Origin of the sequence: Clostridium rhizosphaerae, assembly GCF_016765585.1 — a bacterium.
Taxonomy (GTDB): Bacteria; Bacillota; Clostridia; order Clostridiales; family Clostridiaceae; genus Clostridium_AT; species Clostridium_AT rhizosphaerae.
Genome location: NZ_JAESWC010000002.1, coordinates 54,438 through 76,682 on the forward strand (window position 1 = coordinate 54,438; position 22,245 = coordinate 76,682).

Below are 22,245 nucleotides of genomic sequence, written 5' to 3' on the forward strand. Positions count from 1 at the left end.
TTATAACTGCAATTAATTTTAAATGATATAGACAAGGGGGGCGTATACATCATTTAAAATTATGAGCAATGATTTCTATATAAAATCTTGTAGGCTAATTAATTATTTATGCTGCGTTGCACTTGCAGTTGTATCAGTATTGCTTTTTGTTGAAGTGTTTTGTGAACCGCAGGCTGTTAGTGAAAAAGTTAGTAGTAATGAGATTATTATTGTTAATATTTTTTTCATTTAAATCACTCCTGTCTTCTATAATAGAATTATATAATGTAAATGTGGTAATACTATCAAATCAATATGTGAAATTTGTGTGAGTAAAAGGATTATATGGTATAATTAGAGTAAGAGAATATTAAAATTATTTGTTTTATAAACTACAGGGATTGCAAAATTATTCAAAATAATCAGGAGGATAATGTGAAATTTATAGACATAGAAAATTGGAACAGAAAAGATCATTATAATTATTTTAAGCAGTTTAATTACCCGCATTTTAATATTTGCGGAAATCTTGATATTACAAATTTTTATAGATATATTAAAGAAAATGAATTACCCTTTTTTGCATCTATGTTATATGCTTCTACCAAAGCAACAAATAGCATAAAAGAATTTAGATTTAGAATAAGAGAAGATAAGGTAGTTGAACATGAAATTGTGAGTCCTTCCTTTACTGTAATGACTAATGATGAAGTATTTAGTTTTTGCGCTGTAGATTTCATTGATAACTATAATACTTTTAAATCTAATACACTTAAGCAAATAGAGGAAACAAAAAATAATGTTAGTATAGAAGATGAACCAGGGCGTGATGATCTCTTATATGTAACAAGTATTCCTTGGGTTTCATTTACTAATATTACTCATCCGATTCAGATGAATCCTATAGACAGCATACCGAGAATATCCTGGGGGAAGTTTTTTGAGGAAAATGAAAAAATGAAGCTTCCAATTTCTGTCCAGGCACATCATTCTTTGGTTGATGGAGTACATATTGGTCAGTTTTTTAATAACATTCAAGAAATTCTAGACAATCCAGTGAAATACATGTTATAAAGGAGTCTTATATTATGTGTAATTATGTTTTAACTTGCTGCTCTACAGCAGATATGCCATATGACTATTTTAAGCAAAGAAATATTCCATACGTTTGCTTTCATTATGTTTTGGATGGGAAAGAATATCCGGATGATTTGGGACAAAGCATGACTTTTGAAGAGTTTTATCGTAGAGTTGCAGCTGGCTCAATGCCTACAACCTCACAGGTTAATGTTGGGCAGTTTATAGAATTCTTTGAACCTTTTTTAAAAGAGGGAAAGGATATTCTGCACATTTCTTTTTCTTCTGGTTTATCAGGAGCTTACAACTCTGCTTTGATTGCCAGAGAAGAGCTTTTATCGAGATATCCGGATAGAAAAATCATTGTTATTGATTCCTTAGGAGCATCCTCAGGATATGGCCTGCTTATGGATATGGCAGCTGATATGAGAGATAATGGTGCAACAATTGAAGAGCTGCAGGCATGGGTAGAGGAAAATAAACTAAACATACATCATTGGTTTTTCTCTACAGATCTTACACATTATAAACGCGGCGGTCGCATATCTGCAACAGCTGCGGCAGTGGGAACTTTACTTAACATGTGTCCGCTTTTAAATATGAGTTATGATGGAAAACTTATTCCTAGAAGGAAGATTCGCGGTAAGAAACAGGTTATTGCTCAAATTGTGAATATGATGGAAATGCATGCGAAAGATGGAGTTAATTATTCAGGAAAGTGTTTTATCTCAAACTCTGCATGTTACGAGGATGCACGTAAGGTTGCCGATCTTATTGAAGAAAAATTTCCTTTATTAAGTGCCCCTGTTATGATAAATAGTGTTGGAACTGTGGTTGGATCACATACAGGGCAGGGAACAGTTGCACTTTTCTTCGTAGGTGATAAAAGGGTGGACTAGGACTAGTTTCTTTTAAATTTAAATATTATATATATACAATGCAAAAGCCAGCCCATAGATTGTTAAAATCAATGGACTGGCTTTGTTTTAATTGTTAAATTACAATTATAAGTTTGACTAAATTAAATTGTAACGTTTTAATAAATCTAGAATAACAGTATCAGAAGCCATTTTAAGAGCTTTGCTTTCAAATATTTTTGCAGACAGCGGAAGCTTCAAATCTGTAAGTTTCTTGCCATCAAGCATTTTTGCAGTTGAATCTAATAATACTCTTACGTCATAGCAGGAATTAAATACTTCCGGTACACCACGGTCTACGTTAAGTAAAGTATAAACTGCTTCCATTGCTGTTCTAACTGAATACTCTGTTGTAAATACTGTGTCACGTACGGTATCAGCAAACTGTCCGATAAATGCAAAGTTTACACTTCCATCTGGAACCACGCTAGGCCTGTCTCCTTTTGCTCTTGGCATAAAGAATGCAGTTATATAAGGCATCATACATGGGATGCAGTGAGCTGATTTAGTTGCCATATCATGTATTTCTGCTTCAGGCACTCCTAAATGGTAAAGCCATTCTTCAGTAATCTCAATTCCTGTACATTCTTTCATTGGCTTCTTAATATAGTTTCCTGGAACATCTGAAAATAAACCGTATACCCAAACTACAAGCTGATCCTTAGGCTGACTCTTAAAATGAGGCTGACGATTTAATGTATAACTCATAAGCCAATTTGAATCCTTAACGGTAATGATACCACCTGTTACTACATTGCCGCTGAATGGATCTCTCTTGCATACTTTCTCTATATATGGAGGGATTCTGCCATCAAGGGTAGTAACTGTAGCAGATTCCCAAGTTGTTGCTTTCTTATCTGTGCAGAACTTATCAGGATGACCAAAAGATGGATCCTGCTTTGCGATATTTCTCCAAAGCTCCCAGCAGCCGCCTACAGAATCGTTAAATACTGGAGCATGATTGTCATCACCAAGAGTTGAATTTTCTGTACAGCTTCCGTTTGTAACAAATACTAAATCATTTTCTGTAAGACCTATAGATTCTTCTTTTCCGTTATGCTCACAAATAATTTTTGTAGCAACTTTTTTATCTTCCTGAATGTCAAAAATAACATTTGTTACCTTTGTATCATATTGGAGGCTAACCCCATGACTTTCAAGATATTTTAGCATAGGAAGAATTAATGATTCATACTGATTATATTTTGTGAATTTAAGTGCAGAGAAATCAGGAAGACCACCAATATGGTGAATAAATCTTTGAATATAAAGCTTCATCTCTAATGCACTGTGCCAATCTTCAAAAGCAAACATTGTTCTCCAATATAACCAGAAGTTTGAGGCGAAAAATTCATCAGTGAATACATCTGTTATTTTCTTGTCATATAAATCTTCATCACGAGTCATAAATAACTTAATGATTTCCATGGATGCTTTTTGACTTAATGTAAACTTTCCATCAGTATGAGCATCTTCTCCTCTGTTTACAGTAGCTCTCATAAGTGAATAGTTAGGATCTTTCTTATTAAGATAGTAGAACTCATCTAAAACTGATACTCCTTCAGTTTCAATGGATGGTATTGAGTGGAATAAATCCCACAAACATTCGAAATGGTTTTCCATTTCACGTCCGCCTCTTATAATAAATCCTTTTTGAGGATCATTTATACCGTCGCAGGCACCACCGGCGATGTTAAGCTCCTCTAAAATATGAATGTTTTCACCTTTCATCTGCCCATCACGCACTAAAAAACATGCAGCTGCTAAAGCTGCTAAACCTGACCCAACAAGATAAGCTGATTTTTTGTCCACATCAGCAGGTTTTTGAGGACGAGCAAATGCTTCATAATTTCCATTGCTATAATACATATTGATTACCTCCTAATTTTTATCTTTGATCTATACTTATATGATAAAAATTAATGAGAACATATACCATAGACGAAATAAGTACAGTGTTGAAATTTTAGACACAACACCCATTTTGTAAAAACTTTATACATTAGAGCGTAATTGTCTAAATATGAACGTCTGATCTAAAGTTTTCAAGCGCTTTAATTATATTTCCGTGAATTAAAATATTAACTCTTTCTATTATAGAGGAGGGGTCACCCTTCATGCCTTTTCCAATCCAGTCCAGCGTAAGTCCAACAAAGGCGTATTTATAAAAATGAGCTATGAATGCCTTATCTTCCTCTTTTATATTCTGACCTGCTGCTTTTTCCTCGATAACTCCAATAAGAAGATTATAGGTTTCATTGTAAAGATAATTTTCTAAGTGTTCTCGCTTAAGGGAGTGATATGTATTTATTACAAAAGATTTGTTTTCAAGCACGTATTTAAAAATTTGAATAAATCCTTGCTGCCATGTATCATAGGTTTTTTTATCACCGAGTGCCTTTGAGGCTTCGTTGGTGTAAATCCATTCAACGAGATCATATATATCCTTAAAATGATAATAAAAAGTTTGTCTATTAACTTCGCAGTCTTCAACTATATCAATAACAGTGATTTTATCCATGGATTTTTCCGACAATAGCTTCTTAAGAGATGCAGCAATTGCTTTTTTTGTTGTTTGTGCCATAAATATTCCTCCAGTTCAGGAAAATAAATTAGGATATTATAATATATTATATAATCTTTATGGCTTTCTAGCTATATATAATGCAATAAAGTTCTTACCTTAACAATGTCACAAAATATCCAATCTTCAAGGATTTTTGGGACATTGTTAAGGTATTAGAACTTTTGCATTGTATATATAATTCATTTAAAGAGTATAAGCAATTATTATTTATGATATTTACTTAGCATTTGGAAGCTGATACTATAATTAGTAGAAACTATAATATTAATGAATTTTAGAGGTGTCAAATGAAGAATAAGGATATGTTCAAATTAACTAAAGAACAAAGAGAAGATATGATAAATTCAATAAAAAACTATTTTTTAGATGAAAGGGAAGAAGAGATAGGAGATTTGGCTTCAAATCTGATGCTGAATTTTATAATAGAAGAAATCGCACCGGAATTTTATAATAAAGGAGTGTATGACTCTTACAAATATATGAGCGATAGAGTTGAAGATATATTAACAATTCAGAAATAACTTGGAGCGTAAGAGAGGCTGTGGCACAATGGCTTAAATCTATAGCGTGTTATTTGAAATTTAGAGAACCTTCGTTTCGCAAAGATATTCTAAGTTTCTGAATTTGAATAAAACCAAGAGTTTTGGTTAAACTCATACTTCAAACATAACCAACAACTCTAAGGTCTTATTCAAATTCAGAAACAAGAATATCTAATGCTCACTCAAACGTTCCTACAATTTCAAATAACACGCTAGTTTAGCCATTGTGCCACAGCCCCTTTCTCTGAAGTCTTATTGCTGCTTGCTCAAATGTTTCTACATATTCAAATACCACGCTAAGTTTAGCTGTTTTGAGCCTGCCACTTTGTCTGAAATTTTATTTTCTATATTAGTATCTTTCTAATATTCTCTTACTAACATCTTCTCAACAATTTGCTTCAGATAAGATTTCTCAAAGCTTTCAGGTAGGCTATCAATGAGTTTTAAAGATTTATCTGTATATTTTTTTGCTGTTTCTTTTGCTTTAAGCAGTCCTTCTGATGTCCTAAGTATTTCTATTACTTTTTCAGTGCTGCCATTTCTTAGATTTTCAATAATAAGGTTATGAGAGTTTTTTATCTCATAAAGAAGGGGCAGCGTATAAATTCCTTCCTTTATATCGTTTCCAGAAGGCTTTCCTAATAGATCAGTTTCAGCTGTTATATCAAGAATGTCGTCAATAAGCTGAAAAGCCATTCCTGTATAATAACCAATTGATTTTAATTTTTTTATTATAACTTTATCCGCATTTCCTTCATAGGCACCAATTGAAAGACTTAATGAAAATAGGGAAGCACATTTGCCATTTATTCTTTTTAAATAAGATTTTATGTCAGCCTCTAAGGAAAAAACAGAAAAAAACTGATTTATTTCACCTGTGCAAATAGTTTTTATAGTGTTTGATACTTCCATAATGCTTTCAGGGCTAACATTTCTTGAAAAAATGACATAGCTTTGAGCAAAAAGATAATCTCCTGTAAATATTCCAGCCTTTACTCCGAAGCTGCTTTGTATAGTGCTTTTTCCTCGTCTATAATTTGCCTCATCTATAATATCGTCATGAACTAAGGTGGCCAGGTGCAAAAGTTCTATAGCTGACGCCATTTCTATAAGCTTTTCACGATTTATGTTTCCAAAGCTTCCCCCTAAAAGAACAAACAGTGCTCTTAGCAATTTCCCCTTGTCAGCTGCTAGGTTGTCCATAAGTTTAGTAGAATTTTTTTCTGTGCTTTTTAAATTATTAAGAATGGTTTTTCTTATTTCTAATAAATCCCCATCAAGCTTATTCTTGGTAATATTCTCATTTTTCATAGCCTGTCCTCTTTTCATTGTCTATTTTTTACATTATAATAATTCTAATAATATATGTCCAATAATAATTAATTTTAGCATATTATAGGAAAACATTCAGTATATTATTATGCTATTTTTAAAATCTTTATGAGGTGATTTTATGATGAAAAAGATAATAAAAGAATCAAGACCTGCTACTTTAGTTGTGACTATAATATCTACAACTCTTGGAATTATTTCTGCTTGTAGAGCTGGTTATCTGTTTAAGAATGTAAAATTCGATTTGTTTAAAATATTTTTAATTACTATTGCAGGTATTTTACTTCAGAGTGGTGTTAATTTGATTAATAACTTTTTCGATGAAGAGGTAGATGAAGAAATAAAAATAAACAGAAATTCCTATTTTTTAGGTTATAAAAGAACAAAGGATGAAATATTATTTTTTAAGTGCGGACTTATTTTTATGTTTATTACTTTCTTAATTGGCACATATCTTAGCTTTTACAGCGGCATACAACTTTTTGTAATAGAATTAATAGGATTATTTTCAGCCTATGCTTATGCTGGAAAGCCTTTTAGCTATAAAAATTACGGCTTAGGAGCAGTAATGTCATTTATTATGATGGGTCCTCTTATGGTTTATTCAAGCTACCTTGTTTTTTCAAAAAGTTTTTCTATAATGCCTATTCTTTATTCTTGTACCTTCGGACTTTTTATACCGGCAATACTTCTTGCAAATGAAATAAGAGATTATATAAAAGATAAAGAAAGAGGAATAAAAACCTTAACTGTGAGAATAGGGTATAAGCATGGAGTAAATATATACTATGGTCTTATAGTTTTTGCTTATATAAATACTATAATTCTTGCTCTTGTAAAACTTCTTCCATTATGGAGTCTAATAATAGTAACAACCCTTCCTTTAGTTAAAAATATCACGCGAAATATGAAGGAAAATACAAAATTATTAATACCGGCTACTGCAAAGCTCTATTTAGCTTTTGGAATAGAATTACTTATAGTATTAATTTTAACAAAAATTTAGACTTTTTTTCCAAAAGTACTTTAAATGTTTACAAAAAAGTTTTATAATAAAGAAAAAAGGAATTATCTAATAATAACAATTATTGAAGGGAGTAAATTTAAAATGGGAAATGTAATTACATTAGCAAGGCTGCAATTTGCAGTAACAACAGTCTATCATTTTTTCTTTGTACCATTGACTATTGGACTGGCATTGCTTTTAGCTATTATGGAATCATTCTATGTTAAAACTAAAGATGAAAAGTATAAGCATATGACCAAGTTCTGGGGAAAATTATTTCTGATTAATTTTGCAATGGGAGTTGTCACAGGATTAGTTCAAGAGTTTCAGTTTGGTATGAACTGGTCTAATTATTCAAGATATGTAGGAGATATTTTTGGAGTTCCTCTTGCCATCGAAGCTTTGCTAGCTTTCTTTCTGGAATCCACATTTCTTGGAATTTGGATTTTTGGATGGGACAAGGTTTCTAAAAAAATACACTTGGCATCAATTTGGATAGTAGCATTATCTACAATGCTTTCTGCATTTTGGATTTTGACTGCAAACTCCTTTATGCATGAGCCTGTTGGATATGTTATTAATAATGGAAGAGCAGAATTAGACAGCTTCTCAAAGGTACTTGGAAATTCTCATTTGTGGGTTCAATTTCCTCATACAATCTTTGCTGCTATGGCCACAGGTGGATTCTTTGTTTTAGGAATCAGTGCCTATCACTTAGCTAAAAAGAATAAAGAAGAATGGGTGAAGTCATCCTTAAAGATTGGAATTGTTACAGCTTTAATCTCAACTATTTTGGTAGCAGGAGCAGGGGATGCACAGGGAAAATACCTTGTTAAGCATCTTCCTATGAAAATGGCTGCAGCAGAAGCATTATGGGACAGCAAGGATCCGGCTCCTCTTAGCATCGTATCTATTGTAGATGAAAAAAATAAAAAGAATACATTTGAGATAGCTATTCCAAAACTTTTAAGTTTTATGAGCTACAATAGCTTCAGCGGGAAAGTTGAAGGTCTTAATGATATTCAGGCAAGATATGAAAAGCAGTATGGGGCTGGAAATTATATACCGCCTGTTACTCTTTCCTTTTATACCTTTAGAGCTATGGTTGGCTCAGGAGTTATGATGCTGCTTTTAGCGCTACTTGCAGTGTTCTTTTATAAAAAAGGTAAAATAGAAGATAAAAAGGGTTTTCTTAAGATCTTAACAATTGCAATAGTACTTCCATATATAGCAAACTCTACAGGCTGGATCTTAACAGAGTCAAGCCGTACGCCATGGATAGTATTTGGACTTTTAAAGCTTGATCAAGCTATTTCACCTACAGTATCAGCTTCTTATGTATTAACTTCTTTAATAGTGTTTACACTACTGTACTCTATTTTAATGGTAATAGATGTAATCTTAATGTTTAAATTTGCTAAAGAGTCTCCTCTTAAAGTGGAAGCAGGAAAGTCTGAGGCAAAAGGTAACAAGGAGGGATCATTATGGATTTAGGAAATATATGGTTTGCACTCATTGCTATACTCTTTATTGGTTTCTTCTTTCTAGAAGGTTTTGATTTTGGAGTAGGAATATTGCTTCCTTTCTTGGGTAAAAAGGATGAAGAGAGAAGAGCAATTATAAATAGCATAGGACCTTTTTGGGATGGAAATGAGGTTTGGCTTATAACAGCAGGAGGAGCAATATTTGCTGCTTTTCCTAACTGGTATGCTACTATGTTCAGTGGTTTTTATTTAGCCTTGCTTTTGGTTTTGGTTGCTTTAATTCTTAGAGGCGTTGCCTTTGAGTTTAGAAGCAAGAATGAAAGCAAGACCTGGAGAGAAAATTGGGATAGAATAATTTTTGCAAGCAGCACTCTGCTGGCTGTTTTATGGGGAGTCGCTTTAGCTAATCTTATAAAAGGTGTCCCTATAGATAAAACTTTGAATTATGTGGGCGGATTCTTTGACTTGATTTCAGTTTACACTTTAGTCGCTGGAGTAACTACACTTTTAGTATTCATATTCCATGGAGCAGTATTTTTATCCTTAAAGACTACAGGGGATATTGAAAAGAAGGCTTTGAAGGTTGCTGAAACAGAAGGTATTTATGCAATAGCAGCATCCTTGATTTTAATAATTTTAACCTTTGTTCAGACTGATTTATTTAAGAGCAGTTTTGCAATAGCAGCATCTATTTTAGGACTTTGTTTCTTAGTTTTGAGCTTATATTTAGTAAACACTAAAAAAGTAAAGTTTGCTATGATTACAAATGGTTTTGCAATTGCACTTGGAGTAGGGGCTTTATTCTTAGGCTTATTCCCAAGAGTTATGGTTTCTAATATAAGTCCTGAATTCAGTCTTACAATACAAAATGCATCCTCCAGTCTAAAGACTTTATCTCTTATTACTAAGGTTGCCTTAGTGTTTGTACCAATTGTTTTAGGCTATCAGGCATGGAGTTATTGGGTATTTAGAAAAAGAATTACAGTGAAAGACTTGGAATATTAAGGCGGTAAAAAATGTTTAATAAAAGATTACTAAAAGAAGGCGTTCTAAAAAAACTTTATATTCCCGCAGCAGTACTTTCTTCTATTTTAAATTCTGCATTTACTATATTAAACGCTTATCTATTAGCGCTAATAGTAGACAGCATATTTATAAAGAAGCTAGGTGTACAAAGTATAAAAAATTATACAATTATGTTTTTAGCAAATGCTGCTTTGAAATCTTTTGTTAACTTTATAATTGAAGGGTATATCAAAAATTGCTCTGAAGATATTAAGGAGGGTATAAGGAGAAGAACATTCTCACTTATACTCTCCTCAAATCCATATAAAGTTAAAAATCAAAAGCTTGGGGAAACCATAAATATTTTAACTGATGGTATTGAAAATATAACTCCTTATTTTTCACAATATATACCTCAGGCTTTTGCTTCATTTTTGATACCTTTAATCATATGCATTGCAGCAGCTTCAAGAGATATGCTTTCTGCAGCAATTATGCTTATAACCTATCCAATAATACCGTTTTTTATGAGGCTTATAGGTTATAAGTCAAAGGAAGTAAATGAAAGGCAATGGAAGAAGCTAAGTATTTTAAGTTCTCATTTTATTGAAATGCTTCAGGGTTTAAGCACTTTGAAATTGTTTGGAAGAAGCAATCTGCAGGAGGAAAAAGTATTTCAAATAAGTGAAGAATATAGAAAGTCCACTATGGATGTGCTTAAAATTTCTTTTTTATCAGCTCTTGTGTTAGAACTTTCTGCAACCATAAGTACAGCTGTGTTAGCAGTTAATCTTGGGCTAAGGCTTGTTTATAGCAAAATAAGTTTTTTAAATGCGTTTTTTATACTTATTTTAGCTCCGGAATTTTATATTCCTATGAGGCAGCTGGGTATGAAGTTTCACGCTTCTTTAAATGGACAGGTTGCCATTGAAAAGATACAGGCAATTGAGGATAGTTTAAAGGATGATAATTCAGATGAAATGCTTCAAATGAATGAAAATATAATTGATATAAATGTTAATAATCTTAGCTTCTCACATGATGAAAAGGAAACTTTAAATAATTTGACTTTTGAAATCCATAAAGGGGAAAAGGTTGCTATTGTTGGCGAAAGCGGAAGCGGTAAAACTACCCTTGTAAATATATTAAGTGGATTTTTAAAGCCTCAAAATGGAATGGTTTTTATAAATGGTATTGATATTAATAAAATAGACCTTAAGAGCTATTTTAGCAGGCTTTCAATAGTGCCACAGTTTCCGCATATATTTAATATGAGTATAGAGGATAATGTTTCTTTAGGAAAGGATAAAGAGCTTGATAGACTTTCCTATATATATGAAGCTGCTAATATAAAAGACTTTGCAGCACAGTTTGAATACAAATATGATGCTTTAATTGGAGATGGAGAAAAAATTGAAATCAGCGGAGGAGAAAAGCAAAGAATAGCAGCAGCAAGAGTTCTTGCTAAAGATTCAGATCTTGTAATACTTGATGAACCAACCTCAGCCTTAGATTCTGAAACTGAAGAAATGCTTTCCAATATGTTAAGAGATTCACTGAAGGAAAAAACTGTTTTAATTGCAGCACATAGATTAAATACCATAAAGAATGCAGATAAAATTATGGTACTTAAGCAGGGAAGGATAGTTGAATTTGGAAGCCCGGAGACTCTGATGCAGCACAAGGGAATGTATTATGAAATGATAACATCTATGGAGGGGCAGTTATGAGGATTTTAAAAGTGATGAATTACCTGATGAAAAAGCATATTTTCTTTGTTGCTTTAGCATTATTAATGGGTATATTTACAATTATGAGCAATGTTGGAATGCTTGCTACATCTTCTGTGCTTATATCGAAAGCTGCTCTGCATCCTGATGTACTGGATCTTATGGTTTTAATTGTAGCTGTCAGGTTTTTTGGAATATCAAGAGGAGTGTTCAGATATTTAGAAAGAATATTTTCTCATGATACTACCTTTAGAATATTAAGCAGTATGAGAAGGTGGTTTTACAAGAATTTTAACGAGCACTATTCTGAGAACAACAAAAACTTTAAAACAGGCGATATTTACACAAAGCTTATAAATGATGTAGATACATTAAAGGAATTTTTTTTAAGGGGGATATATCCTCTTATAACAGCAGTATTGACTGGAATAATAACTTCTATTTTTATTTCATATTTTAATAAAAAAGCTGCTATTATTTATATTTTAATTTATATAATTTCCGGCTTTATTATTCCTGTAATATTATATGAATTTAACAAAGGCTACATTGAAAGAGAGGCGGAAATAAAGAAGGAACTTAATTCATTAATAATAGATATAGTAAAAGGAATAGTTGAAACTTCTATATTTTCACTAAAGGAGCAATTTACCTTAGAGTTTAATAGATTAAGCGTTGAACACTTAGCAATTCAAAAGAGGAAAAATTTAATTGCAGTTATTGGAGAAAGCTTATATTCTCTATCCGTAAGTTTAGTTATAGTATTTTCTCTTTTAATTATGGCTCCAGCTGTAAGTATGGGAGTATTGGAAGGTGTTTACTATGCCATGATTCCTTTAGCAGCTATGGCCTCCTTTGAAGCTTTAATGCCGATGCCAAACATTCTTTATAAATTTAAAGAAGCAAATAATGCTGGGACTAATATTTTTTCTATAATAGACAGCAGTGATTATAAAGATAATGAATATAATAAGGCAGATAAATTTGATTTGGTAGTTAAAGATTTAGAGGTTTGTGAAGAGGGCGGAGAAAATTCAATCATTAAAAATATATCTTTTGACCTTCCTTATGGTAAAAAGATAGCTATTGTTGGAGCAAGCGGGTCTGGCAAAAGCAGTGTTTTAAGAACTCTGCTTGGCTTCATGAGATATGAACGTGGACAAATTGAACTTGGAGGACTCCCTTATTCAAAAATCGATAAGGAAGAGCTGAGAAAGAACTTTACTTATGTAGATCAGAACCCATATTTATTTAATACTACAGTTAAAGAGAATTTACTTATTGCAAATGGCGATATAAGTGAAGAAGATATAATGAAAAAGCTTAAGGAAATGCAGCTTGAACAATTTGTTGGAGATCTCGCAGATGGCTTGGATACAATGCTTGGAGAGTTTGGAAGTAATTACTCAGGAGGAGAAAAACAACGACTGGCTTTAACAAGAGCAATGCTTAAGAAAAGTAAAATAGTGTTGTTAGACGAACCTACTGCAAGCCTTGATATAAATATTGAAAGAAAAATCATAGAGGAAATTCATGAGGATATAGAAAACAAAAGCTGTGTTTGGGTAACTCATAGACTGGTTTCTATGGAAAAGTTTGATGAAATATTGGTAATGGACAAAGGTAGGATTATCGAAAGAGGAACCCATAATGAGCTGATAAATATAAAGGGAACTTATTATAAGCTGTGGAACATACAACAGCAATATATAACTGAACTACATAGTTTCAATTAGCAGATTTACTTTGAAATCTATATAGTTAAATAAAAATAAAATTATATAACATAGGGGGAATATATTATGAAAATATTTATAGTTGGCGGGGGCTTTGCTGGTATTAAGGCAGCAAAGCAGCTATCAAAGAAAGTATCAAAAGAAAATGAAATCTATCTTATAGACAAGAATGAATATACAACAATGCTTCCTAATCTTCCGGAGCTTACAAGCGGCAGGCTGAAAGAAAAAGATATAACTGAAAAAATATCCAGCTTACTGCCAAGAAGAGTTAAATTTTTAAAGGAAGAAATAACAAATATCAATTTAGATATGAATGAAATTACAACCTCAAAAACTAAGTACACTTATGATTATCTAGTTATGGCCGCTGGTTCAACAACGAACTTATATGGTTTTAATCAGCATCTTGAAAATGTAAATTTATTAGATTCACTAGAGGCTGCTAATAATGTTAGGGAAAGATTTGAAGGTTATATAAGAAAGACTGAGAATCCTACTTTAGTAGTTTCAGGGGCTGGATTTACAGGTATTGAGCTTGCCTGCAACCTATATGACTATGCAAAGAAGCAAGGCAAAAAACTTAATGTAGTATTTGTTGAGCTAGCGAAAAAAGTACTTCCTATGCTTTCAGAAAAATCCTCTAGTCATGTTATGGGTAAACTTAAGAAGTTGGATTTTAAAATCTATACTGAAAATCAAATTGCTCAGTTTGATGGTGAAAATATAACCTTAAAGAACGATGAAATTATTAAGGATGTTTTTTTCTGCTGGTGCAGTGGAGTTAAATCTTCTTTAAAACCAATAGGAAATTATGCGTCACTTCCTGATGGAAGAATAATCGTAGATGAATATCTATCAATACCAAATTATAAAGAAGTTTATGCAGCTGGAGATGCTGCCGCTATAAAAGGTAAGGATGGAAAATTTTTAAGAAGGGCTGTTACCTTCGCTGAAATGTCAGGAAAACATGCTGGTAAGAATATTGCAGCAGCAATAAACAATGGATCCAAAAGCAAATTTAATCCTATAGACTTAGGCTGGATAATTCCTTTATATATTTCAAGTATTGGTGAAGCAATGGGAGTTGAGGTAAGAGGGCGCAAAGGCATTTTTATGCACTATATTTTATGCGGTATTAAGAATTACAGCTTTAAAAATTTTGGAAGAGAGCTTATAGCAGCATTTAAATATCCATTTACTAAGATATAAGAATCCATTTTTTATAAGAACATCGATATACAGTTTTGAGGATCAAAATAAAAAAAATCATAAAGAATAACACAAAAACAGTATTAATATTTATATATAATGCAAAAGTTCTAATACATTAAAGATGTCCCAAAAATCCTTGAAGATTGGATATTTTATGACTTCATTAATGTAAGAACTTTATTACATTATATATATTAATGCTGTTTTTATCATGCTCTTAAATAAGTTGTACGAATAACGGTAATAACAAAATATATTTAATCAAGTATTCTTTCAAAATATATGCTGTCACACCATTCTCCATTCTTATTGATATATTTACTAAAACGCCCAACAAACTGGAAACCATTCTTTATTAATACTATTTGAGATCCTATATTATTAGGTGATGTCCCAGCCTCTATCCTATGAAGCTTATGCCTATTTACTGCTTCATCTAAAACAAGTTTTACAGCGCTTGTTGCATATCCCTTTCCCTGATGTTCCTCGCCCATTCTATAGCCTAGTTCAGCCTTATTAAAACTTCCTCTTACTATTGATAATAAATTTATTCTGCCAAGAATCATTCCAGAATGATTCTTTATTAAATACATATATGATAATCCTTTCTCTTGTTCCTCAGCTGACTCCTTTACTATTGTACTGAAATTATTTAATTCATAATAGTTATCGCCTCTTGGGAAACCTACTCTTTTAAAAAAATCCCTATTTTTAAGTTCAAATGTAAAAAGTTCCTGTGCATCTGACTCCTCGAGCAATTTGATTATAATATCAGACATAAAAGCCTCCTTAACATCGTAGTAATCTGCAAGTATTTACTATTATTATATCTGAAGCGTGAAGGTAATAACAATGATTCAAGGAGATTATTGTTTTCTATTTGAAATAAATTATATCTTCTTTTAACTTGCCATTATCAGCCATTCCCTAGTAAGAATACCTGCATTGATACTTTTGATAAGTTTTACTGTTCATACAATGCTTATAAGACCAGTAAAACCAGTTATAGTAAAATTGGTATATGCAGAAATATGTCGATATTTGTTGAAAAATTTTGTCTGTTAATTTATTATTATAAATAAGTTTAAACTGATGGACAAGGAGACAAGCTTATGATTTTGAAAAATAAGACTTTTAGAAGTATTGCTTTATTAATTATATTAACTGCTGGTGCTTCCTATATTATTTTGGGACAAACTATATTAAAGTCAAATAAGGCTTATAAATCTTCAGAGAATGTTATAAAAAATGAATCAACAAATAAGAGTGCCGATAATTCTTCTCAAAACTTAGGTTCAGAAGAAAAGACTTCACAAGCTGCAAGTGTAAATGTTTCACAAAAAGATATGAAAGCTATTGCTCAAAATTCAGAATTAAATAGTTATGTAATAAAGGTTATAGAGTCTTATAAGGGTGGGAAATATCCATATCTTTTAAATAATGATTATGAGCATTATAACGGAGTAACAGAAAATATTGCTTATAAAGGTTCTACAATTGCTAAGGCAAACCCAGACGGGAGCAAATCTAGTCATTGTGTTGGTTTAACATTTGAAGTTTTCTTTAAAGCCATGGAAGAACGAAATAAGGAAGCCGGAATGCAAATGGATAACTTTAATAATATGTCTATTGATAATATGAAGGATTTTATGCTGACTTGGTTTGCTGCACAAGGAGGACCAAAGTCTGAAGGTGATCAGCTTGCTGGAGCAATAGTCAAATATGGACTTGGGACTCAAATAAAAAGACTTGAAGATGCTAAATCTGGCGATTTTATTGATTTTAGCAGAACAAAATCTGGGCATACTGCTGTGTTTATTAATTGGATAAAGGATGACAAAGGAAATATAGTAGGCTTCAAATATTGGTCAACGCAAGATTCTACAAATGGAATTAGTTACAAAGAGGAATACTTTAGTGATAATATTAATGTAAACTTTAAGGGAGCTGTTAACAGGAATCAGCTTTATATTGGAAGAGTTTGGCCTATTATAAATTATAAATCATTCTAAGAGAACTTCCTTTGTTTTCTTCTTTTAGCTCTCCAATACTATATCATTTCTAAATGCTTTATGCTATTATATGTATACTATATAATGCACAGTAAAAATACTATTGGAGAGTGTAAGGAGATTTTATGAGTAAGCCATTTGCTGTAATCGTTATTTTAATGTCTCTTGTTTTATTAGGTTTATCAATGGCCAACCCCCTTCAAAGCTATAATTTTTCTTTTTTATCTTCCTCAAACGATAGTAAATCAGTCAAGCCTGTTGTTTTTCCATATCATGATTATAATAATTTTATAGAATCCTTAGGTGATTTTACTTATGTGGCTCATCGTGGTGCACCAATGATATCAAAGGAACCGGAAAATTCTATTGAAGCTTTTAAAGCTGCAAAGGAATCTGGCTACAAGATAGTCGAAACAGATTTGCAATTAACAAAAGATGGACAATGGATTATAATGCATGACTATATTTTAGATAGAACTACAAACGGCAAGGGCACTGTTAGGAGCCATTCATTAAAGGAAATAGAAGGACTAAGATTAAAAGGAAATGTTAATGAGAGTCTTTCCATACCTACCCTTGAGGATTTTCTTAAACTATGCGGCAGCGAAAAATTAATACCTATTTTAGATATTAAACCTAATGAAAAACAAATATCCTCTAGAAGCTATAATAATTTATTAAACAGCTTAAATAAATACAAATTATTGGACAAGTCTATATTTTGCTCCTATTCAAAGGAAGTTTTGTTTGAATTAAGAAAACGCAGTGATGCAACTACTATTGCTGTCATGATGGATGTAAATCAGGATAATTTAGATTTTGCTAACAAATTAAGAAATGCCTTTATGTACTGTAATTATGAGAATACTTCTGATGAAAAAATACAACTTATAAATAATAATAAGTTAAAGTTTGGAGTTTGGACTGTAAACGATGAAATTGTTGCTGATTATTTTTATAAAAAAGGTGCAATCATGATTGTAACTGATAAATTAAAGTTAAAAACTAAAGATGTGTTACTTAAGAATATATCAACAATGTAGTGCAGAATGTTGATATGAGTATTTATAGCAATGATTTATAAAAAACTGGAGCCTGCTTAAATGACTCCAGTTTTTATTTTAGTTTTAAATTTATTGAATCCATAAAAATGGTCAGATATTCTCCAGTAAGTGATACACAGCCTATGGAGCCGTGACCATTATCTTTCTTTTCTATTCCATGAAAATCAGAACCCGCAGTTATAATTTTTTTATATTTTTTGGCTACAGATTTGTAATAATCATTCTGCTTAGGTGTATTCATATGATATATAGCTTCAATACCATCAAATTCATAATTCATAAGTTCTTCAGCACTTGTCTTCTTGTATAGAATTGGATGGGCCAAAACCACCAATGCATTAACAGATTTTAGTAAATTAATACCTTCCTCTAAGGACAAGTTCTTTTTGGGAACATAGGCAGGGCTGTTTTCACCAATAATATTTTTAAATATATATTCCCAGCTGTAGTCATAACCTTTGTCTACAATGGCTTTTGCAATATGAGGCCTTGCTATTACTCCTTTTGCCTTTCTTAATATATCGTCATAGTCAAGCTCAATATTAAAGTGTTTATCTAGATTTTCTACTATTTTTTTTCCTCTGTTTATTCTAAAGTCAGTCATTTCCTTCAATATTTTAGAAAAAGTTTTATTTTTATAAGAATCATCTCTAAAATATCCAAGAACATGAATACTTTCTCCGTTATAGGTTGTTGAAAGCTCTATACCTGGGACAACGGTTATTCCAAGCTCCAAGCCATGAGTAAGCGCCTCTTCTATGCCGGCAGTTGTATCATGGTCAGTTATTGATATTATATCAAGACCTTTGATTTTGCATTTATTTACTATCTCTATGGAAGTTAATTTTCCATCAGAGGCATGAGTGTGCATATGTAAATCTGCTTTAAGCGTCATAAAATCATTCCTTTAACTATTAAATAGTGTATTTGTAAAATGTTTTAATTAATTATAAACTATTTTTTTGATATAATAAAGAATAAGTTATATAATTTATCTGTAAACAAATGTAATGCAATAGGAGTGTTAAAATGATAGATAAGCTTAAGATAAAAGAAGCAGTAAAAATGATGCTGGAGGCTATAGGAGAGGATCCTGAGAGGGAAGGCCTTTTGGATACCCCCGACAGAATTGCCAGAATGTATGAAGAAATATTTTCTGGGAATTTTGAAAGTGCTAAGACTCATTTAGATAGAGTGTTTTCAGTAGAGGAAGATGGTATTGTTTTAGAAAAGGACATACAGTTTTATTCCATGTGTGAGCATCACCTGATACCTTTTTACGGTAAAGTTCATGTGGCATATATATCAAATGGAAAGGTAACAGGTTTAAGCAAGCTTGCAAGGACTGTTGAAGTTTTTGCTAAGAGACCTCAGCTTCAGGAGAGAATGACTAATCAAATTGCTAAGGCTTTAATGGAATATTTAAACCCTAAGGGAGTTATGGTAGTTATAGAAGCGGAACATCTTTGCATGACTATGAGGGGAGTAAAAAAGCCAGGAAGTAAAACAGTAACAACCGCATATCTTGGTGATTTTAAAGATAATGAAAGCTTAAAAAATGAGGTTTTTAGAATGATAAGCTTAAGCTAAAAGGGGGACAAAAGATGTTTATTGGAAACAAGGAATTTAAACTAGAGGAAAGAACTTACATAATGGGAATTTTAAATGCTACACCTGATTCTTTTTCTGATGGCGGAAAATTCAATAATATAGAAGCTGCTTTAGCACATGCAAGAGAAATGCTTGAAGAGGGTGCAGATATTATAGATGTAGGGGGAGAATCAACAAGACCAAACCATCTTCCTGTAAATGAAGAAGAAGAGATAAAAAGAGTTATACCTATAATAGAAGCACTTTCTAAGGAAACTCACGTACCTATTTCTGTTGATACTTATAAAGGAAGGGTGGCAGAACTTGCGGTAAAAGCTGGAGCTTCCATAATAAATGATGTTTGGGGCTTTAAGAAGGATAAATATATCGCAGAGGTTGCAGCGAAATATAATACAGTAAATATTCTTATGCATAACAAGGATAATATGGACTATAAAAGCCTTATGGATGATTTATTGAAGGATTTAGAAGAAAGTATTAATATAGCTTTAAGTGCGGGAGTAAAAGCTGAGAATATAATTTTAGATCCTGGTATAGGCTTTGCAAAGACCTATGAGCAGAATTTAGAGGTTATGAATAAGCTTGAGTATCTTAAAAAGTTAAAACTTCCTGTTCTTCTTGGAACCTCAAGAAAATCGATGATAGGAAATGCATTAAACTTACCTTCCCATGATAGAATAGAGGGTACCCTTGCTACAACTGTAATAGGTATTATAAAGGGCTGTGATTTTGTTAGAGTTCATGATGTGAAGGAAAATAAAAGAGCGGCAGTAATGACTGACGCAATAGTTAGGAGATAGATTGCATGGATAAAATTAACATAGAGGATTTGGAAGTTTATGCTTACCATGGAGTAAATCCTGAGGAAAAGGCTATGGGACAAAAATTTTTAATATCTTTAGAACTTTCGCTAGACCTTGAAGATGCAGGAAATTCTGATGACCTAGATAAAACTGTAAATTATGGTGAGTTATGCTTAGCTGCAGAGGAAGAGTTTAAGAAGGAAAAATACGATTTGATTGAAAGTGCTGCTGAGAAGCTTGCCCAATTTATACTTAATAAGTATGAATTAGTAAAATCAATTAAGGTTTGTATTAAAAAACCTTGGGCTCCGATAGGAAGGCCATTGAGGTATGCTTCTGTTGAGGTAGAAAGGGGCTGGCATACTGCTTATATTGCATTAGGTTCGAATTTAGGAGACAAAAATAGTTATCTTAAGGATGCTATAGATAAAATAGATAAACTGCCAGGTACCATAGTAAAAAAAGTATCTGGTATGTATGAAACAAAACCAGTAGGATATTTAGAGCAGGACAATTTTTTAAACTGCGTCATAGAAATAAAAACACTTTATTCACCAAAGAAACTTTTAGAACAGCTTATGATTATAGAACAAATTCTTAAAAGAGAAAGAATTATTAAATGGGGACCAAGAACTATAGATTTAGATATAATATTTTATGATGATATGGTAATAAGCAGCGAGGAGTTAATCGTGCCTCATCCAAGGATGCATGAAAGACTTTTTGTTCTAAAACCTCTTAATGATATAGCACCATATTTAATGCATCCTTTACTTAACAAAAGAATAATGAATATTTTTGAAGAGCTTTCAAGGGTTTCAGAATTATAATTAAAAAATCTTGCATTTTGTGCAAGATTTTTTATTTGTTTATTTATGAAATATAGGCTTTTCGTACCAGTCTGCTAAGTAGTCATAGGTATTTTGAAGCTTATTATAAAGATTATCAGGGAAATCATAGGTTTCAAGCTCAACACCTGATTTTAGCAGCTTATTTCTAGAGCCCATAAATATTCCCCCAATGGATGTGGCGCTGTAATGCCAATTGCCTTTTATGGTTTCTATAAAGGATAGAACTCCTGAGGAAAAGGCAGGAGCAATATATGGTTTAAATCCAAAGGTACGTACATCTAAGTTGGCGTTCTTTGTTCTTACAGTTAAATAATCTGAAAGCTTCTCATTATAGTTTTTTATGCTGTCGGCTACTACAACACCTTCTCCATGAGGACCAAAGCATCTTCCTTCAGTTAAATATTGAAGAGCGCCTTCCTCCTCAGCAAAATAGGCTGCTCTTCCATGCATAACTCCTAGACCGTAAGCTCTGATCTGTTCAGGTGCAAGACCTTTAAAGTCCATATTGCCGTCTTCATCCATGTTGCTGAAGTTGTAGGCTATATTACTTAAAAGATCAACAGGATCTGACATAACTATGAATAGACCCTTAAAGTTTTTTTCTCTGGCAAGCTTAGAATACTGCTTTAATACCTCAGCATTGCCTTCGAATTGAGCAATTCTAACATCTTCAGGTTCTTTACCTACCTCAGGTACGCCTACAGAAATACAAAATACGAACATATCGCAATCAAACATAGTATCCTCTGTTAATGGATAAAGCTTTGGAGGTATCATCTCATATGAAGGAGAGAGTACTTGTGCTGCTTCGTACTTCCATCGCTTTATTCTATTAGGATCTATATCATAAAGTCCAATTTCTGATACATAATCTGAGGCAGCAAGTCTAAGTCCTGCAGCAAGGTTTCCTCCTACATCTCCAAGTCCTATAATATTTATTCTCCATTTGCCTTGAGGAAGTGCAGGTCCATCTATAACTTCTTCCCAATTAGGAAAAGTTGCATTTATACATGTAATTTCTCTATTACTGATTTTATTCTTAATCCAATCAGGAATATCAGAGGCTTCAGCTGTGCTGCTTTGGTTTTTTAGAAGCTTAAGATCTTCTTTTTCAAGAAAGAGCTCTGAAGGGTTTGTAACACAAAAGCTTCTTCTGCTTTTCCTAGGGTTCATATTTGTTAAAGAATAAATAATTCCATCAGTGTTTTTTGCTTCTTCCTCAGAAATTATTTCGTAGCTATCTCTTGGAATTTTAGATAAAACAATTTTACCTTTTATTTTATAAAATATCATT

Annotated in this window: 21 protein-coding genes; 14 read left to right on the forward strand and 7 right to left on the reverse strand. The window is 32.2% G+C overall.

What is annotated here, in order from left to right; genetic code table 11:
- Positions 1-102 precede the first annotated feature (102 nt).
- The gene (locus tag JK636_RS23780; protein WP_274601589.1) at positions 103-228 is read right to left on the reverse strand and encodes a hypothetical protein; all 126 of its coding nucleotides are present in this window, start codon (positions 226-228) and stop codon (positions 103-105) included.
- 186 nt (positions 229-414) lie between these two features.
- On the opposite strand from JK636_RS23780, the gene JK636_RS03425 reads away from it, so the two are divergent.
- Positions 415-1,053 carry a CatA-like O-acetyltransferase gene (locus JK636_RS03425; RefSeq protein ID WP_202747451.1) on the forward strand — a complete coding sequence of 213 codons (639 nt, stop codon included), beginning with the start codon at positions 415-417 and terminating at the stop codon, positions 1,051-1,053.
- A 14-nt stretch (positions 1,054-1,067) separates the two neighbouring features.
- Positions 1,068-1,955: a DegV family protein gene (locus tag JK636_RS03430; RefSeq protein WP_202747452.1), complete on the forward strand. Its 888-nt coding sequence runs from the start codon at positions 1,068-1,070 to the stop codon at positions 1,953-1,955.
- Positions 1,956-2,072: 117 nt separating this feature from the next.
- Here the strand turns inward: JK636_RS03430 and JK636_RS03435 are convergent, their stop codons facing one another.
- Together JK636_RS03435 and JK636_RS03440 are read right to left on the reverse strand one after the other, a co-directional pair.
- Positions 2,073-3,842: an oleate hydratase gene (locus JK636_RS03435; RefSeq protein WP_202747453.1), complete on the reverse strand. Its 1,770-nt coding sequence runs from the start codon at positions 3,840-3,842 to the stop codon at positions 2,073-2,075.
- 148 nt (positions 3,843-3,990) lie between these two features.
- Positions 3,991-4,557 carry a TetR/AcrR family transcriptional regulator gene (locus JK636_RS03440; RefSeq protein ID WP_202747454.1) on the reverse strand — a complete coding sequence of 189 codons (567 nt, stop codon included), beginning with the start codon at positions 4,555-4,557 and terminating at the stop codon, positions 3,991-3,993.
- A 290-nt stretch (positions 4,558-4,847) separates the two neighbouring features.
- Between JK636_RS03440 and JK636_RS03445 the strand changes: the two genes are divergently transcribed.
- Positions 4,848-5,081: a DUF2164 domain-containing protein gene (locus tag JK636_RS03445; protein WP_202747455.1), complete on the forward strand. Its 234-nt coding sequence runs from the start codon at positions 4,848-4,850 to the stop codon at positions 5,079-5,081.
- A 381-nt stretch (positions 5,082-5,462) separates the two neighbouring features.
- Here the strand turns inward: JK636_RS03445 and JK636_RS03450 are convergent, their stop codons facing one another.
- The gene (locus tag JK636_RS03450) at positions 5,463-6,413 is read right to left on the reverse strand and encodes a polyprenyl synthetase family protein (protein ID WP_202747456.1); all 951 of its coding nucleotides are present in this window, start codon (positions 6,411-6,413) and stop codon (positions 5,463-5,465) included.
- Positions 6,414-6,558: 145 nt separating this feature from the next.
- Here JK636_RS03450 and JK636_RS03455 point away from each other — a divergent pair, with 145 nt between their 5' ends.
- The 6 genes from JK636_RS03455 (at position 6,559) to JK636_RS03480 (ending at position 14,607) form a co-directional block, all read left to right on the forward strand.
- A complete protein-coding gene (locus tag JK636_RS03455) occupies positions 6,559-7,440 on the forward strand; it encodes a prenyltransferase (RefSeq protein WP_202747457.1) in 882 nt (293 codons plus the stop codon).
- A 102-nt stretch (positions 7,441-7,542) separates the two neighbouring features.
- On the forward strand, positions 7,543-8,934 hold the full coding sequence (locus JK636_RS03460; protein WP_202747458.1) for a cytochrome ubiquinol oxidase subunit I: 1,392 nt from the start codon (positions 7,543-7,545) through the stop codon (positions 8,932-8,934).
- Positions 8,925-9,929 carry a cytochrome d ubiquinol oxidase subunit II gene (gene cydB, locus JK636_RS03465; protein ID WP_202747459.1) on the forward strand — a complete coding sequence of 335 codons (1,005 nt, stop codon included), beginning with the start codon at positions 8,925-8,927 and terminating at the stop codon, positions 9,927-9,929. The genes JK636_RS03460 and cydB overlap by 10 nt, the downstream gene beginning before the upstream one ends.
- Before the next feature lie 11 nt (positions 9,930-9,940).
- On the forward strand, positions 9,941-11,659 hold the full coding sequence (gene cydD, locus JK636_RS03470; RefSeq protein WP_202747460.1) for a thiol reductant ABC exporter subunit CydD: 1,719 nt from the start codon (positions 9,941-9,943) through the stop codon (positions 11,657-11,659).
- Positions 11,656-13,395: a thiol reductant ABC exporter subunit CydC gene (cydC, locus tag JK636_RS03475; protein ID WP_202747461.1), complete on the forward strand. Its 1,740-nt coding sequence runs from the start codon at positions 11,656-11,658 to the stop codon at positions 13,393-13,395. Before cydD ends, cydC begins: the two co-directional genes overlap by 4 nt.
- A gap of 66 nt (positions 13,396-13,461) precedes the next feature.
- Complete coding sequence (locus JK636_RS03480) at positions 13,462-14,607, forward strand: NAD(P)/FAD-dependent oxidoreductase (protein WP_202747462.1); 1,146 nt, start codon at positions 13,462-13,464, stop codon at positions 14,605-14,607.
- A 260-nt stretch (positions 14,608-14,867) separates the two neighbouring features.
- Here the strand turns inward: JK636_RS03480 and JK636_RS03485 are convergent, their stop codons facing one another.
- Positions 14,868-15,389, reverse strand: a complete 522-nt coding sequence (locus JK636_RS03485) for a GNAT family N-acetyltransferase (RefSeq protein WP_202747463.1) — start codon at positions 15,387-15,389, stop codon at positions 14,868-14,870.
- A 333-nt stretch (positions 15,390-15,722) separates the two neighbouring features.
- Here JK636_RS03485 and JK636_RS03490 point away from each other — a divergent pair, with 333 nt between their 5' ends.
- The gene (locus JK636_RS03490) at positions 15,723-16,622 is read left to right on the forward strand and encodes a hypothetical protein (protein WP_202747464.1); all 900 of its coding nucleotides are present in this window, start codon (positions 15,723-15,725) and stop codon (positions 16,620-16,622) included.
- Positions 16,623-16,747: 125 nt separating this feature from the next.
- Positions 16,748-17,665, forward strand: coding sequence for a glycerophosphodiester phosphodiesterase (locus tag JK636_RS03495; protein ID WP_202747465.1), 918 nt, complete (start codon positions 16,748-16,750; stop codon positions 17,663-17,665).
- Positions 17,666-17,738: 73 nt separating this feature from the next.
- Here JK636_RS03495 and JK636_RS03500 read toward each other — a convergent pair whose 3' ends face one another.
- Entirely contained in the window at positions 17,739-18,581 is an 843-nt protein-coding gene (locus JK636_RS03500) for a PHP domain-containing protein (RefSeq protein ID WP_202747466.1), read from the reverse strand.
- Positions 18,582-18,718: 137 nt separating this feature from the next.
- On the opposite strand from JK636_RS03500, the gene folE reads away from it, so the two are divergent.
- The 3 genes from folE to folK are packed head-to-tail and all read left to right on the forward strand — an operon-like array spanning position 18,719 to position 20,930.
- Positions 18,719-19,276, forward strand: a complete 558-nt coding sequence (gene folE, locus JK636_RS03505) for a GTP cyclohydrolase I FolE (RefSeq protein WP_202748717.1) — start codon at positions 18,719-18,721, stop codon at positions 19,274-19,276.
- Positions 19,277-19,290: 14 nt separating this feature from the next.
- A complete protein-coding gene (gene folP / locus JK636_RS03510; protein WP_202747467.1) occupies positions 19,291-20,097 on the forward strand; it encodes a dihydropteroate synthase in 807 nt (268 codons plus the stop codon).
- A gap of 5 nt (positions 20,098-20,102) precedes the next feature.
- Complete coding sequence (folK, locus tag JK636_RS03515) at positions 20,103-20,930, forward strand: 2-amino-4-hydroxy-6-hydroxymethyldihydropteridine diphosphokinase (RefSeq protein ID WP_202747468.1); 828 nt, start codon at positions 20,103-20,105, stop codon at positions 20,928-20,930.
- 39 nt (positions 20,931-20,969) lie between these two features.
- Here folK and JK636_RS03520 read toward each other — a convergent pair whose 3' ends face one another.
- Entirely contained in the window at positions 20,970-22,244 is a 1,275-nt protein-coding gene (locus tag JK636_RS03520) for a lactate/malate family dehydrogenase (RefSeq protein ID WP_202747469.1), read from the reverse strand.
- Position 22,245 lies beyond the last annotated feature (1 nt).

What these genes read in the sequence shown, in the direction of transcription:
- JK636_RS23780 (WP_274601589.1), bottom strand. Translation starts at nt 228, where the DNA reads ATGAAAAAAATATTAACAATAATAATCTCATTACTACTAACTTTTTCA.
- JK636_RS03430 (WP_202747452.1), top strand. Translation starts at nt 1,068, where the DNA reads ATGTGTAATTATGTTTTAACTTGCTGCTCTACAGCAGATATGCCATAT.
- JK636_RS03435 (WP_202747453.1), bottom strand. Translation starts at nt 3,842, where the DNA reads ATGTATTATAGCAATGGAAATTATGAAGCATTTGCTCGTCCTCAAAAA.
- JK636_RS03440 (WP_202747454.1), bottom strand. Translation starts at nt 4,557, where the DNA reads ATGGCACAAACAACAAAAAAAGCAATTGCTGCATCTCTTAAGAAGCTA.
- JK636_RS03445 (WP_202747455.1), top strand. Translation starts at nt 4,848, where the DNA reads ATGAAGAATAAGGATATGTTCAAATTAACTAAAGAACAAAGAGAAGAT.
- JK636_RS03450 (WP_202747456.1), bottom strand. Translation starts at nt 6,413, where the DNA reads ATGAAAAATGAGAATATTACCAAGAATAAGCTTGATGGGGATTTATTA.
- JK636_RS03455 (WP_202747457.1), top strand. Translation starts at nt 6,559, where the DNA reads ATGAAAAAGATAATAAAAGAATCAAGACCTGCTACTTTAGTTGTGACT.
- JK636_RS03460 (WP_202747458.1), top strand. Translation starts at nt 7,543, where the DNA reads ATGGGAAATGTAATTACATTAGCAAGGCTGCAATTTGCAGTAACAACA.
- cydB (WP_202747459.1), top strand. Translation starts at nt 8,925, where the DNA reads ATGGATTTAGGAAATATATGGTTTGCACTCATTGCTATACTCTTTATT.
- cydD (WP_202747460.1), top strand. Translation starts at nt 9,941, where the DNA reads ATGTTTAATAAAAGATTACTAAAAGAAGGCGTTCTAAAAAAACTTTAT.
- cydC (WP_202747461.1), top strand. Translation starts at nt 11,656, where the DNA reads ATGAGGATTTTAAAAGTGATGAATTACCTGATGAAAAAGCATATTTTC.
- JK636_RS03480 (WP_202747462.1), top strand. Translation starts at nt 13,462, where the DNA reads ATGAAAATATTTATAGTTGGCGGGGGCTTTGCTGGTATTAAGGCAGCA.
- JK636_RS03485 (WP_202747463.1), bottom strand. Translation starts at nt 15,389, where the DNA reads ATGTCTGATATTATAATCAAATTGCTCGAGGAGTCAGATGCACAGGAA.
- JK636_RS03490 (WP_202747464.1), top strand. Translation starts at nt 15,723, where the DNA reads ATGATTTTGAAAAATAAGACTTTTAGAAGTATTGCTTTATTAATTATA.
- JK636_RS03495 (WP_202747465.1), top strand. Translation starts at nt 16,748, where the DNA reads ATGAGTAAGCCATTTGCTGTAATCGTTATTTTAATGTCTCTTGTTTTA.
- JK636_RS03500 (WP_202747466.1), bottom strand. Translation starts at nt 18,581, where the DNA reads ATGACGCTTAAAGCAGATTTACATATGCACACTCATGCCTCTGATGGA.
- folP (WP_202747467.1), top strand. Translation starts at nt 19,291, where the DNA reads ATGTTTATTGGAAACAAGGAATTTAAACTAGAGGAAAGAACTTACATA.
- folK (WP_202747468.1), top strand. Translation starts at nt 20,103, where the DNA reads ATGGATAAAATTAACATAGAGGATTTGGAAGTTTATGCTTACCATGGA.
- JK636_RS03520 (WP_202747469.1), bottom strand. Translation starts at nt 22,244, where the DNA reads ATGATATTTTATAAAATAAAAGGTAAAATTGTTTTATCTAAAATTCCA.